Raw genomic sequence first — 13,080 nt, 5'->3', positions numbered from 1 at the left:
GGTGGCGCGGAGGGCCATCCGAGGCGACGCGGGCGTGTGCGGTTGGTCGTCGGCGGCTTAGACGTTGTGCCGGTGCTGGTCGTCGTGGCGGCTGGCAGCGGCATGCAGGGATACGGTCTCGGCGGTCGGCGCCCAGGCACCGACCGCCACCGGCTCGGGCTGCAGGGCGATCCCGGTCGCGATCTCGACCTGCGCCGAGAGCTCGGTGAGGGCCTGGGCGAAGCCCCTTGCGGTCGCTCCGTCGTGGGCGGTGAGGGTGAGCGTGCGGCGTTCCGAGCAGTGGATGCCGTCTGCGATCTTGTAGCCGGGGCGGTAGCCGGTGTGCTCCAGCAGCCAGCCGGCGCTGGCCCGGAGTTGTCCGTCGCTGTCGGTGTGGGTGGGACAGCCAGCGGCGGACAAGCGGGTGGCCTGGGTGGTGGTGACGGGTGGGTTGAGGAAGACCGATCCGGCCTGGCGGGCGGCGGGGCCGTGGGGGTCGAGGAGGAGGCCGCGGCGGTGGCGGTTGGCGAGGACGGCGGCCGTCACCTCGGCGACCGGCGGGCGGGCGCCGATGGAGGTGCCGAGTTCCTCCGCGAGCGGCTGGTAGGTGACAGGGGCAGCCGGTGAGCGGGTGAGGTGGAACGTCGCCGTGAGGACGGTCCAGCGGCCGGGGTTGCTCTTGAACAGGCTGTCGCGGTGGCGCAGGCGGCATGCCTCGGCGGGCAGGGTCCGCGCGCTGTCCGTCTCCCAGTCCCACACGGTCAGGTGGTCGAGGGTGTCGGAGATCTGCTGGCCGTAGGCGCCGGCGTTCTGGACGGGGGCGGCACCGGTGGTGCCGGGTATGCCGGCCAGGCACTCGATCCCGGCCAGGTGTTCGGCGGCGGCCCAGGCGGTGAGGTCGGTGAGCGGGTGTCCGGCCTGCACGGTGACGTCGACCGTGGTGTCGTCCACGCGGGTGGCGGTGATGCCCCGGGTGTTCATGACTACGACGGTGCCGGGGTGGCCGGAGTCGGAGGCGATGACGTTGCTGCCGTGGCCCAGCACCACGGGTGCCTGCTCGTGGCGCTGCCTGATCGTCCTGACGGCGTCGGCCCAGTCGGCGGGGGTGGAGATCGTCAGGACGTGCTCGGCGGGACCCCCGAGTCGCAGGGTGGTGAGGGAGGCGAGCGTGGTGCTGGGCACGGTAGGCCCTCCTAGGGTTCGTCGGTGATCGCCTTCAGGGCGAGGGCCCGGAGCGGGGCGAGACGGGTGCGGTTGTCCTGGTGGTGGTAGACGGCGTTGGTGCAGATGGCCAGGTAGCGGCCGGTGGCTGGGGCGAGGTAGAGGCTGGTGCCGGTGAAGCCGTGGTGGTAGGCGACCCTGCCTTCGTCGGCGAGGATCCAGGCCAGGCCACGGTCGAGGCCCGGCTCGATTTCGGCCTGCGGCTGCATGCTGTGGGTGAGCCAGCTGCCCAGGGGATTGCCGTCGGCGTGCGAGATCAGCAGGTGGGTGGCGAAGGCGGCGAGGTCGGCCGGGGTGGTGAACACCCCGGCGTGGCCGGCGACTCCGCCGAGCAGGGCGGCGTTGTCGTCGTGCGGCATGCCCGACAGCCGGGGCCCGCCGGCCAGCCGCTGTTCGGTCGGGGCGACCAGGGTGGAGCGGGGCACCGGTCCGTAGGTCGTGCTGGTCAGGTCGAGGTGCTGCCAGAGCTCTGCTGCCAGCTCGTCCAGGCGCTGGCCGCGGTAGTGGGCCAGGGCCAGGCCGAGGAGGATGAAGCCGCGGTTGATGTAGCGGTGACCGGCTCCGGGCTCAGCGATCAGGTCTTCGCCGCAGATCAGCTCGGCCAGCGGCTCGGTGCGGCCCCGGTACTGATCGAGGCGGGTGTCGGCCCGCAGGCCGGAGGTATGGGCCAGGATCTGGCCAACCGTCACCCGGCCGCCGGGCGCCTCGGCCGGGATGGCGGGCAGCAGTTCGCGGATCGGAGTGTCCAGGGTGAAGCCGTCCATAAGGGAGGTGCCGACCAGCGGCCAGGTGGCCAGGACCTTGGTCAGCGAGGCCACGTCGTACACCGTGTCCGGCCCCGGCCAGGCGTCGCCGCACTCGGGGGCGACGACGCCCGAGGCCAGGTAGCCGGGCTCGCTGTCGAAGGTGCCGTGGGCGATGACTCCGCCGGGCACGGTGCCGTCGGCGGTCATCAGGTCCAGGCACTCGCGCAGGTCAGCGAGCGCGTTCGGCTTCCACGGCACGGTGAGGGTCACGGCTACTCCTGGTCGATCGTCAGGTCGGCATCGAGCGCGGCCAACTTCGGCAGCAGGCTGCCGTATCCGTGCCGCAGGTGGTACATCCCTCGGATCGTAGAGGTGCCCTCAGCGGCGAGGGCGGCGATCACGAGAGCGGTCACCGCCCGGATGTCCTCCCCGGCCACGCCGGCGCCGGTGAGGGCGGACCGGCCCCGGACGGTGATGACCGAGCCGGTCGCGTTGACGGCGGCGCCGAACGCGGCCAGGGCCGGCAGGTGGGTGTCGCGCTGGGTGTAGATCCGCTCGTCGATGCGGGAGGTGCCCTCGGCCTGGGTGAGGAAGGCGGTCAGCTGCGGCTGCACGTCGGTCGGGAAGCCGGGGTGCGGGCCGGTGGCCATCTGCACCGGCCGAGGCCCGGCCGGGAGGCTGACGGCCGTGCCGCCGTCCAGCGGGTCGAGCTGGATTCCGGCGTCGGCGAACACCGACACCAGCCCGTCCGGGAAGGCGGCCGGCGGGAAGCCGTCCAGGTGGACGGTGCCGCCGGTGATGGCGGCGGCCAGCGCGAGGGTGGCGGCCTCCAACCGGTCCGGCGGCACGGTGAACACTCCGCCCCGGATGCGGTCGGTGCCGGTGACGTTCAGGGCCGTCCTGCCTCGCCACTCGATGCCGACGCCGGCCTGCGAGAGCAGGGCGGCGGTGTGGGTGACTTCGGGCTCCACACTGGGGTTGAGGATCGAGGAGGTGCCCGGGGTGCGGGCGGCCAGCAGCATGGCGGTGACCGTCGCGCCCAGGCTCGGCCCCCACGAGCGGGTCTCGGCATCGGTGACGAACGGCAGCCGCTTGCCGGTGAAGCGGGCCCGCACCCGGCCCCGGTTCACCTCGACCTCGGCCCCGGCGGCTTCCATCGCGGCCAGGTGCCGGTCGATGTAGCGCACGCAGAAGGCGTCCCCGCCGGGAGTGGGGAAGGTGACCTTGCCGGCCCGGGCCAGCAGAGCTCCGCCCATCACTGCGGTGGTGCGGATGCGCCGTCCGAGGTCGTCCGGGATGACGGGGAAGTAGGAGTCGGCCGGTCGGGTGGCGAACTCGTCTTCGGACACGGTGGCGCGGGTGCCGGTGCGGTGCAGGATGTCGGCGATGACCAGGGTGTCCAGGATCTCGGGCGCACCGGTCAGGGTGAGCGAGTCGTCGGCGAGGATCGCGGCGGCGTACAGGTGCAGGGCGATGTTCTTGCTGCCCTGGACGGTGGTGGTGCCAGCCAGGCGGCGGCCTCCGGTGATCCGTACGGCCCGCTGGTCGGCCGTCGTGGTGGTGTCGGTGGTGGGCATGGTCACCTTCCCTGGCTTCCGGCCGGGAAGAAGCCCCCGACCTGGGTCTTCGGGTAGAGCAGGGTGTGCGCGCCGATCAGGGTGGCGGGCTGGAGGACAGTGCCGGCGGGGACGATCACGCCGTCGCCGATCACCGCACCGAACTTGGTCTGGCCGGTGGTGACGCGGTGACCGTCGAGGTGGGCGCAGACCTCTTCGGTGGCCGGTTCGGTGACCGGTCCGGAGGTGATCCGCAGGCCGGTGGTGGACACGAACGCGCCGATGTTGACGCCGAGGCCGAGCACGGAGTCCCCGACGAAGCTGGTGTGCTTCATGAAGACGCCGCCGGTCAGCAGGGAGCGGGTGACCTCGGCGCCGAAGCCGATGCGGCAGCCGGGGCCAACGACGGTGTTGTCGCGCACCCGGGCGCCGGCCTCGATCACCGCGCCGGGGCAGACCAGCACCGGGCCGGTGACGAACGCGCCTTCGGCGATGACGGCCCCGGGTGCCACGATCACGTGGCCCCGAACGGTGGCGCCGGGCTCGATGGTCCCGGTCGCGTCCGGCAGCGGGATGTCCAGGGTGCCGGCCAGCAGGTTGGTGATGGCCTTCTTGAGGCCGAACACGGTCGGGCAGCAGTTCAGCAGCTCCAGCACGACCGGGTCGGTGACGTGCTCGATGTCGAAGTAGTACGCGGGGGTGGTGCGGTAGTCGATGCGCTCCAACTCGGTGTGCAGCGCGGGCGTGTCGGTCAGCCGGTGCATGGCTGGGTCTCCTCTCGGGCGAGCGAGTGGAAGAAGGAGAGCGGAGTCGTCGCGACGGCCCCTGGGGGCCTCAGGAGGCAGGTGCATCGGGTGCGGGCGCCGCGCTCGGGGGGCTGGCCTCGGCCGGGTGGTTGTGAACAGCCAGGCCGAGGAGGGTGAGCACAGGCAGGTGCAGGGCAGCCCAGGAGGCGGTGAGGAAGGTGCCGAGCCGGTCGCGGTCCGCCGGGGCGGCGTGGCGCCGACTGGTGGTCGGCGGGGACGTGCTGGGCGTTGGCATGAGAGGGCCTTCAGCAGCGGGGAGGGGTGGGCACTCCCCAGTGAACTGCCGGGCGAAAGGCCGGATCCGTAGCCGGACTACGGGCCGTAGTCCGGCTACGGGTCAGATGATCTGAACGCCCGCTCGGGTGGCGAAGTCCCGGACGCCGGGCAGCTTGCGGTCGTGCCGCAGCAGGGTGGTGGCGATGTCGCGGACGGCACCCCGGCGGACTTCCTGCGGGGCCGCCTCCTCGGCGGCCAACAGAGCCCGGTAGCACTGTTCGGGCTTGCCCCACTGGTCGAACGCGCGGGCCACGTCGGTGAAGAAGCGCGCTTGACGTTCGGCGGTCGGCAGCGCGGTGGGGTCGATCGTGGAGGCCAGTTCGATTGCCCGGCCGGCGTCTCCGAGCTCGTAGTGCACCGACAACTCGTGCAGGGCGACGCCCTGGACGCCGTCCGTCAGGCCGGAGGCCCGGCTGGCGACCGCGGCGCTGTCGGCGGCCTCCCGGATCAGCGAGTGCGCGTAGGCGCGGTCTCCGGTCTTCGCGGCGGTGTAGGCCGCAGTGGCGTACAGATCACCGCGGGCGGCCAGTCGGGCGGGCTCGGGCACCGTGGTGTCGACGAGGAGGTCCTCGGCGGCGACGACCACGATGTCGGTTGCCCGGGCCAGGCTGCCCTGCCGCCGCCAGGCACTGGACACCATCCGCTGTGCCTCGGCGACTACCAGCGGGTTGCCGCCGCCCCGGGCGGCGGTGAGCGCGCGGTCGGCGGTGATGGCCACCAGGTTGTTGTCGCCGATCTTGATGCATAGCCGGACTGCGAGGTTGTAGAGCTGGGCGACGTTCAGGGCCCGCTCCTCGGTGCTACCGACCATTTGGGCGGCGGCGATCCGGCCCGGCAGGGCCTCGGCGAGCGCATCGTACTGTGCTGCCTTGAACTCGCGACGAGACGTCAGGAGAGAAGCGGTGACCGACCCGGGGGTCGGCTCGCTGCGGGGTGCCGGAACCCGTCCGGTCCCGTAGAGCAGCAGGTCCTCCAGACCGGCCAGCGGTGAGGTCGTCTCGGCGTGCGCGGCCTGCTGGCCTGCGACCGGGGTGAACAGGGCGGCAGCCGCCAGGGTCAGGAACGGGCGGCGTCGCACATCGTCCTCCTCGGCAGCGGAACTGCTCGTCAGCGTAACGGAGGTGGACTTGCGAGGGCGGGACCTCGGCCGGTCGGAGGCCGGTTGCGGTAAGGCCATCAGCTCGCTGAGCTCGCAGCGCAGTACCTCCGCGAGGCGCCGGAGCAGGGTCAAGTCTTTCACCCGCTGCAAGTCCCGTTCGACCAGCGACATCCAGACCTCGCTGCGGTCGAGCTCAGTGGCGAGACGGAGCTGGGTCCACTCCATCTCGGCGCGACGGAGCGCGATGAACTTGCCGAACGTGATGCCGCTGCCCCCCACGTTGGCCCCCGGTGCCGTGTCGAAGCCACTACGGATCGCTACCGTACCGATGCTGGGGGCCACGGCGTAGTGCTTTCGGGCCAGAGCTGGCATAGACCGCGCTGCACTATTCCTGGTGGTGGGCCGGAGCAGTTTCAGTAGTGATCACGCAGGATGTGCTCCAGGTAGACCTGGAGCTGGTAAATGTGCGAGTCGCTGAGTTCGCTCAGCTTGTTACCGATCCTGAGGATGGTTGGCTCGCGCCTGGGAATGTTGCGCTCGTACTCAGTCAGGGCAACTTCAAGCAGGACGGCCGTCTGTAGATTCGGATGCGCTAGACCATTCTCGATCTGCGAGACGTGTCCCGCCGAGACCCCCACTTCGCCTGCGAGCTGCTGTTGGGTGAGTCGAAGCCTGGTTCGGCGCTGGTACACGTCGTCGCCAGAGGTGATCACTGCAACCCCCTTCATACCTTCACGCCCTGTGATGGCATGAAGAAATGCTAGCGATTCAAGAGATTTGACGTAGCGTCAATTGACGTGCGTGAAGGTGATGGGATAGGGCAGGGGCGAGGCGGTCTGGCGCAGGTGCCAGGCCAGGCTGGGGATTTGTGATGCTGGGTGGGGCTCGGCACATCCGGTTCCTCCAGTCAGTGATCAGCGTCGGCGGGTGGGGTCGTTGTCGGCCCTGGTGCCGGTCGGCACGGTGGGTGTGGTGGGTGCGGGCGTCGGGGTGGTGCGGCTGCCTGTACGGGCGCGTGCGGCCTGGGCACGCTGGTCGATGCGGTCGCTGGTGGCGTTGCGCAGGCGCCAGAGGAGGACTTCGGCGGGTCGGTCGGCGGTGGTGAGCTCCCGTTGCTGGGCGGCTTCGGTGAGGGCTCGGCGGGGTGGTTGGCCGGAGGATTCGGCCTGGGCGAGCGCGGTGGCGAGGGCGGGCCAGGACGGGTCGGCGAGGATGCGCTGGGCGTGGTCGGGGACGGCGGCCTGAACCTGGGCGGCGAGGCGGTTGGTGGTCTTGGGGGTGGGGGTGCGGCGGGTGAGGTCGGCGATGACCGGATCGGCCGTCTGCCGGTAGGCGGTTCGCAGGTGGACGAGGGACTGCTGGGCGGCGTGGGCTTGCTGCCGGTGGCCTCGGGTCTGGTGCCAGCGGGCAATGGCGATCACGACGAAGACGGCGGTGGACAACAGGGCAGCGGCAGTGGCGCCGTCCTCGCCGGAGCCGGCGGTGTGCAGGAGTTGCTTGGCGGCGGTGCGCAGGGCTGCGGCCTGCTGGTGTTCGGCACGGACCTTGGATCGGGTGGCGCGGTTGAACGCGTTTGCGGCGGCTCGTAGTTCGGCGCGGGTGTGGGCGGGTGCGGTGAGGGCTGCGGTGTGGAGGAGTTCGCCGAAAGCGGCGGCCTGGGCCTGGACGACGGTGTCGAACGTGTCGACGTCGGGCACGTCGGGGTGGTGTTGGTCCTGGAAGGCGAAGCGGGCGGTCTCCCGCAGGGTGGTCTCGGCCTGTCGCCAGCGGTCCGGTTCGACCGTGCCCCGTGCGGGCGTGGTGGGCTGCTGGGCGGCGAGGCGTTCGCGCAGGCGGTTGATGGACAGGTCGGGGGAGAGCTTGGAGCCGCCGAAGTAGACGGGTTCGCCTTGGGCGTTGACGTCGCCGGGTCGGGCGAGGCTGTAGCCGATGACGTCGCCGCTCTCGGGTCCGATGCGGTAGCGGACCTGGATGCCGAGGGCGGTGAGGGTGGAGAAGTACTCCTGCTCGTCGCGGACGGCGGCGGCGACGGCTTGGGCCTGTTCCTGCAGCCACTCCTTGGCGGTCTGCTGGTGGCCGGTGCGCTGGGCCTTGGCCTGCTCGGCGCTGGTGGGCATCGGGGCGGCGGTGTGGTCGCCGGAGTTGAGCTGGCGCAGGCCGAGTTCTTTCTCGATCTTGCGGCACTCGGCCTGGGCGCGTTGGCCGTCGCGCTTGTTGCGGGGGCGGCGGCCGTCCTCGCGGACGGTGGTGGCCATGATGTGGATGTGGTCGTCGGCGTGGCGTACGGCGATCCACCGGCAGCTCTTGTCGTCGCCATCGGGGGCGATGCCAGTGGCGTGGACGATCCGGCGGGCGACCTCGGCCCACTCGGCGTCGGTGAGGTAGCGGTCGCCCGGGGCGGTGCGGACGGGACAGTGCCACACGTGCTGCGGGACCGTCGCGCCCAGGCGCCTCTCGCGGGCACGGACGGGCTGGTCAAGGTAGTCAGCCAGTTGGTCGAGGAGCTGATGGTGCTGGTCGAGGGGGGCTCGGCCGGGGTCGGGCAGGCCGGGCATGGCGAACGCGGCGACGATGTGCGGGTCGGTGTGCTCGTCGCGTCGGCCGGGGCCGAAGAGGTAGGAGAGCAGACCGCGGGTGCGCGAGCCGGTGGAGACGTCAGGCACCACGGCGGCCTCCCGGCAGGACGCGTTGGTAAGCGTGACGGGCCTGGGTCGCGCAGGCGTGCAGCTCGGTCAGGACTTCCATGGCGCGCTCGGGGATCGGGCCGCTGTAGACCTCGACCATGAGCTGGTTGAGGTTGTTGCCGGCCCGGTCGATTGCCCGCTGGTGGGTGCCGATCGCTTCGGTGAGGAGGGCGATGGCCTCGTAGTCGGGCATGGGGACGAACGCATCGAGGCGGCCGGTCCGCATGTACGCCTGGGCGACGCTCATGGCGGAATCCGCGAGGAACGCGGATCGAGAGCGCTTGAGCTTCGTGGCGATGAAGTCGAGCAGTTCCTTCTCGGCCGGCTCGACCGAGCAGGTGATCTGGTCGTCGCGCTTGGTTCCGGAACGCGGCCGGTACATGCGTTCGGCAAGCGGAGCGGTGTTGTCGTCCACCGGAAGCGCGGGGCGGTCGAGCACCGGAACGCGCTCGTGGATGAACTCGGCAGGGGTCACGGTCGGCGCTTCACGCACGACGCGGTCGTCGGCGTCGGCACGCTCGGCGTCGAGGTCGTTGTGCGACTCGGTGTCGTGCGTGGGAAGTTCGTCCTGGTCATGGCCGCCCTCGGTCATGACCTCCTGGTCCGGCGCGCCCTCGCGCCGGTCCTGCCCCGCCACCCCTGGGGCGGGGTCAAGCGCAAAGTCCGCGGCGCCAACGGCGTTGTGGACTTTGCCCCAGCTTGCTCCGTCGTTGTCGTGACCGTGGCCGGTCCAGGGCAGGGCCTGCTTGACGCGGGCGAATATGCCACCACGTCCGGGCTTGTCGCTACCGGTTCCGCGGGGCTGTGCTTCCTGCTCGGACGTGGCGGAAGCAGGGGCGAGGTGGTGCTGCTGGTCGGGCACGGGGATCTTCCGGTTCTTCTGTCGGGGCAGGTGGTTGTCGGTTGGTGGGGCGTTCGCCGGATGCGGGGTGATGGTCCGGCGGAAGAGGGGTTTGGCGGTGCCGGAGTTCCGGTGGAGACGTCGCCGGTTCAGGACTTCCGGTGTCTCCGGATGGGCGCTGGGGGAGTTCCGGTCAGCGTCGGTGGGGGCCGCTCGCCCGGTCCGGAAGCGGGCCGGTGCTCGGGCGAGCGGCGGGGGCGTCAGGCCGCCGAGGCGCTGGCTTGCGCGTCGGCCTGCTGGCTGGCCTGTTCGTCCTTGAAGCGCTGGGTCAGCTTGCCGAGGCGGTCGCTGGCGATGGGTATGCCGGCTTCGCGCAGGACTGTCCTGATCACGGCCTGGGTGGGGCCGTGCTCCTGGACGGCAGGCCGGACGATCTCGGCCAGCTCGTCCATCGAGGCGGCGGGCTTGCGGCCGGTGCGCTTGGTGCCCACCACCGGTTCCCGGCTGTCGGGCCGGACGTCGTCGTCGGGCTCGAGCACCGGTTCGTCGGCGGGCAGGTCATCCTGCTCCGCGTCCGTCACCGGTGCGGACTCGGTTGCCGGTGCAGGCTCGGTGTTTTCGCGGAGCGGGAGTTCTCCCTCGGCGCTCCTCGAGTCGGTGGCGGTCGTGGTGGTGCGGGTGTGGGCGAGGAGGGTGCCGCCGAAGAAGGCGAGGGCGGGCCATCCGGCGACGAGGATCCGTAGCCAGGCGGGGACGTGGGCGAGGTCGAGGAGTCCGGCGGTGGCGACGTTGGCGCCGAGGGAGGCGGTCAGGGCGATGGCGAACCAGGTCCAGGCGGTGCCGGCGGGGCGGCCGGTGGTGCGCAGGGTCCGCATGCGGTGCCAGGCGGCGACGAGCAGCAGGTCGACCGAGACGGGGTAGGCCCAGGCTTTCCAGCCGTGTTGTCCGGCGGCTTCGGCGATGTCGTGGAGGTGGGCGAAGGACAGGGCGCCTGCGATGGCGGCCTGTACGAGGACGGCGTCCGGGCGGGGCAGACGCGGTGGGGTGGTGGAGGTCATGCGGAAGGTGGTCCTCGCGGGTCGGGCGGTGGTGGTCTGTGGGATTGCCGTCTTTGCCGTCTTGCCGTCTTGGTGCTGCGGGACGGGCTCTGGGCTGGGGCGGGCTCGGCTGCCCGGGTGGTGCCGTGGACGCGGCGGAGTTCGGGTTCAGGCCGGTGCGGTATCCGTCTTGGGGCTCGTATCCGTCTCGGAGGCATGGCCTGTGACCTGCGGTTTTACGGCAGAGACGGCTGGGACGGCACAAGACGGATGTGTTTCCCGTCCCGCCACCGGGCCCGCCGCTCGCGCCCCGGACAGGGGCGGCGGCGGGCCACTGGTGGGAGTGGACGGCTGCCGTCTTGGCGTGGGCCTGATCCGTCTTGGTGCGGATGCCGTTGCAGTCTTGGGGTGCCGTTCCGTCTTGGCGGCAGGTGCGATGACCTGCGGTGTTACGGCCGGGACGGCAGGGACGGCATTTCGGGGAGGGCGGTCAGCCTCTGCTGCCCGCTCCGGTGGCGGTCACGGGGTGGACTGCGGGGCAGTAGCGGCGCCAGGCGTCGAGGAACTTGTTGCGCAGGTAGCCCTTGCGCTGGGTTCCGTCGGGCATGCGGACGTTGCCGGAGGAGATGCCGAACTCGCGGAGCATCGCGCCGAGGCCGCGTGGGGTCAGCCCGCCTCGGCTGGTCTCGGCCCAGGGGGCCTCGGGGTCGCCGTTGAGGTTGAACAGCAGTTGGTCGGTGGCGATGCTGTCCGGCTCACCGGCGGCGTGGAAGATCCGCCAGATGTCCGCGAGGATCCGCGCGCCGCCGGGGTTGTCCTCCTCGGTCTGCACCTCGGCGGCGACCATCCGCCTGCACGCCTGGCGGGCCAGGCGGGGCCATGGTCCTCCGGCGAGGTCGGCGATGATCACCAGCGGTTCCCAGGTGTCGGCGGCGCGGTCCTCGACCGGCATGCTCGGCTCCAGGCGCAGGGCCTGGTCAGCGAGCGGTGCCGTCCAGCGGGCGATCTTGTCGCGGATCGCGTGCAGGGCGGGCCGGTCCCGCTGGGTGCGGTACGGGGCGACGCGCTCGCCCTCGGCTCGGCGGCGCATGCGGATCACGATCGAGCAGTCCATGATCGTGTCGGGGAGGTCGCCGATGCCGGCGATGGCCGCCATGGCGAAGGTGGGGAACTGGCGAGGGGTGTGGTCGTTGCCGACCACCCGCAGCACGTACCGGTCGCGCTGGTGCCCGGCGTTCAGCAGGCCCCGCATCTCCTCGTTCTTCTCCGCCGCCTTCGGACTGCCGAAGATCGTGTCCGCCTCGTCCACCAGCAGGGTGGGCGGCTCCTCGCTGATCGAGCGGAAGATGGCGGCCGGAGAAGAGTTCACCGTCAGCATCGGCTGGTGGACCGTCTCGGCGAGCACGTCGAGCAGGCGGGACTTGCCGCAGCGCTTGGCCGGACCGACAACGGCCAGGCGCGGGGCGTGCTGCCACGAGCCCTGCAGGTGGGTCGCGGCGACCCACAGCGTGGCCGCGTCCAGGGCCTGCTCGGAGGGAAGGATCACGAACTTCGCGATCTGGGCCCTCAGCTGCGCGAGCAGGTCGGCGCCCTCGGTCGCCTCGGTGTCGGGCATCAGGTCGGTCCCGTCCGGGACGGTGGGCTCGGCGGGCGCCGCCTCGGCGTCGCGTCCACAGGCTGTGGACACGACGGGCTGCTGGGCGGGCAGGTAGGTGCCGGGCTCGCCGGCCTTGGCCACGGGCGGCCATGCGACAGCGGGCTTGTCCGCTGGGAGGGGTGTGGCGTGGGGCTGGGAGGCAGTAACCTCGGTCATGGAGATCCTCACTCGGCGGCTCCGGGGGGCAACCCGGTCCGCCGTAGGTCGACTGTCCTGGGATGGGCGGTGGCGAGGTTTTCGATCAGCCCCCGGTGTTCGTAGCGCCGGGGGCTTCGCGTTTTCCTGGGGGCATTCGGGCTGGCGCCCGACCCGGCTTAACCTCCTCTCGGTTGGTCGTTTCATGCTGGCATGGTCGAACTTAGCGGGGCGTCGACTACCCGTCAAGCGATTCACGCATGGCAATCTCAACCTCTCTCGGCATTTCTGCTGGCCGAACTGATTCGTGAAGGTGTCGTGAAGGTCCAGGCAAACCGCTTGGCGGTTGGGCTTTTCATGCTGTTACAGTCGCTCCTGCCGTCGCGTCGCGCCTACTCGCAATCGGAAGGAGGTTGGTATGGTCAACCCCATGGTGCATCGGTATAAGGCTCTGGAGGGCGAGGCCCTCGTGGCCCACAACCTGAAGGTCCTGCGCAAGGCCGCCCGCCTCTCCCAGGAGGACGTGGCCGAACGCATGACCCGGCTCGGCTTCAAGTTCCACCAGACCCAGGTCGCCAAGATCGAGAACGGAACCCGCCCGGTCCGCTTCGACGAGGTGATCGGCCTGGCCAAGGCACTCAGCGTCCCGCCAGCGAACTTCATGACCGAAGCCGTGGCCGGCCCGGACGAACCGGACTACGAGCTGCAGGAAGCAGGCTTCGCCGTCGAGAAGGCCGAGCAGGAGTGGAGAACCGCCCACGACCTCGAACAGGCCGCCAAGGCCCGGTACGACGAGGCCCTGCGCACGTACGAGGAGATCGCCGAACGGCTCGAAGCCCAAGGCGTCGACCTCGGCCCCTCCGGCGCCGAGCCCACGTGGTACCCGGCCCCCAACTCCCAGTGGGACCCGCTCCGCAAGGACCCCTCGGCCGACCGGTAAGCGAGCCCGCCCAGCTCGCCGCCTGGGGCATCCTCGCCGCGACCCGGCCGGAAACCTAAAAAGGCCAGACCGGCGCACGCGCCCAAGATCTTTTTTCGTTTCC

The 13,080-nt window shown here is 71.2% G+C and carries 12 protein-coding genes; 1 reads left to right on the top strand and 11 read right to left on the bottom strand.

Annotation, left to right across the window (positions count from 1 at the left end; translation table 11 throughout):
• Window positions 1-57: 57 nt before the first annotated feature.
• The 11 genes from ABT093_RS01785 to ABT093_RS01735 form a co-directional block, all read right to left on the bottom strand.
• The gene (locus ABT093_RS01785; protein WP_350558809.1) at window positions 58-1,161 is read right to left on the bottom strand and encodes a UDP-N-acetylmuramate dehydrogenase; all 1,104 of its coding nucleotides are present in this window, start codon (window positions 1,159-1,161) and stop codon (window positions 58-60) included.
• 11 nt (window positions 1,162-1,172) lie between these two features.
• Window positions 1,173-2,216 (bottom strand): serine hydrolase domain-containing protein, encoded by a 1,044-nt coding sequence (locus ABT093_RS01780; RefSeq protein ID WP_350558806.1) that lies wholly within the window; start codon window positions 2,214-2,216, stop codon window positions 1,173-1,175.
• 2 nt (window positions 2,217-2,218) lie between these two features.
• On the bottom strand, window positions 2,219-3,523 hold the full coding sequence (locus ABT093_RS01775) for a UDP-N-acetylglucosamine 1-carboxyvinyltransferase (protein WP_350558803.1): 1,305 nt from the start codon (window positions 3,521-3,523) through the stop codon (window positions 2,219-2,221).
• A 2-nt stretch (window positions 3,524-3,525) separates the two neighbouring features.
• Window positions 3,526-4,266: an LbetaH domain-containing protein gene (locus ABT093_RS01770; protein ID WP_350558800.1), complete on the bottom strand. Its 741-nt coding sequence runs from the start codon at window positions 4,264-4,266 to the stop codon at window positions 3,526-3,528.
• Window positions 4,267-4,336: 70 nt separating this feature from the next.
• Entirely contained in the window at window positions 4,337-4,543 is a 207-nt protein-coding gene (locus ABT093_RS01765; RefSeq protein ID WP_350558797.1) for a hypothetical protein, read from the bottom strand.
• Window positions 4,544-4,645: 102 nt separating this feature from the next.
• On the bottom strand, window positions 4,646-6,025 hold the full coding sequence (locus tag ABT093_RS01760; protein WP_350558794.1) for a helix-turn-helix domain-containing protein: 1,380 nt from the start codon (window positions 6,023-6,025) through the stop codon (window positions 4,646-4,648).
• 71 nt (window positions 6,026-6,096) lie between these two features.
• A complete protein-coding gene (locus tag ABT093_RS01755) occupies window positions 6,097-6,396 on the bottom strand; it encodes a helix-turn-helix domain-containing protein (RefSeq protein ID WP_350558791.1) in 300 nt (99 codons plus the stop codon).
• 201 nt (window positions 6,397-6,597) lie between these two features.
• The gene (locus tag ABT093_RS01750) at window positions 6,598-8,349 is read right to left on the bottom strand and encodes a relaxase/mobilization nuclease domain-containing protein (protein WP_350558788.1); all 1,752 of its coding nucleotides are present in this window, start codon (window positions 8,347-8,349) and stop codon (window positions 6,598-6,600) included.
• Entirely contained in the window at window positions 8,339-9,229 is an 891-nt protein-coding gene (locus ABT093_RS01745; protein ID WP_350558785.1) for a hypothetical protein, read from the bottom strand. The genes ABT093_RS01750 and ABT093_RS01745 overlap by 11 nt, the downstream gene beginning before the upstream one ends.
• 239 nt (window positions 9,230-9,468) lie before the next feature.
• Window positions 9,469-10,266: a DUF2637 domain-containing protein gene (locus ABT093_RS01740; RefSeq protein WP_350558782.1), complete on the bottom strand. Its 798-nt coding sequence runs from the start codon at window positions 10,264-10,266 to the stop codon at window positions 9,469-9,471.
• A 469-nt stretch (window positions 10,267-10,735) separates the two neighbouring features.
• Window positions 10,736-12,058: a DUF3631 domain-containing protein gene (locus ABT093_RS01735; protein WP_350558779.1), complete on the bottom strand. Its 1,323-nt coding sequence runs from the start codon at window positions 12,056-12,058 to the stop codon at window positions 10,736-10,738.
• A 409-nt stretch (window positions 12,059-12,467) separates the two neighbouring features.
• Between ABT093_RS01735 and ABT093_RS01730 the strand changes: the two genes are divergently transcribed.
• Entirely contained in the window at window positions 12,468-12,977 is a 510-nt protein-coding gene (locus ABT093_RS01730; protein WP_350558776.1) for a helix-turn-helix domain-containing protein, read from the top strand.
• Window positions 12,978-13,080 lie beyond the last annotated feature (103 nt).

Origin of the sequence: Kitasatospora sp. NPDC002551 (assembly GCF_040296005.1) — a bacterium.
Taxonomy (GTDB): domain Bacteria; phylum Actinomycetota; class Actinomycetes; order Streptomycetales; family Streptomycetaceae; genus Kitasatospora.
This window is presented reverse-complemented; position numbering and strand designations above follow the sequence as displayed.

Excerpts from the sequence above, each read along its gene's own strand:
- ABT093_RS01775 (WP_350558803.1), bottom strand. The coding sequence starts at position 3,523 with ATGCCCACCACCGACACCACCACGACGGCCGACCAGCGGGCCGTACGG.
- ABT093_RS01770 (WP_350558800.1), bottom strand. The coding sequence starts at position 4,266 with ATGCACCGGCTGACCGACACGCCCGCGCTGCACACCGAGTTGGAGCGC.
- ABT093_RS01765 (WP_350558797.1), bottom strand. The coding sequence starts at position 4,543 with ATGCCAACGCCCAGCACGTCCCCGCCGACCACCAGTCGGCGCCACGCC.
- ABT093_RS01740 (WP_350558782.1), bottom strand. The coding sequence starts at position 10,266 with ATGACCTCCACCACCCCACCGCGTCTGCCCCGCCCGGACGCCGTCCTC.
- ABT093_RS01735 (WP_350558779.1), bottom strand. The coding sequence starts at position 12,058 with ATGACCGAGGTTACTGCCTCCCAGCCCCACGCCACACCCCTCCCAGCG.
- ABT093_RS01730 (WP_350558776.1), top strand. The coding sequence starts at position 12,468 with ATGGTGCATCGGTATAAGGCTCTGGAGGGCGAGGCCCTCGTGGCCCAC.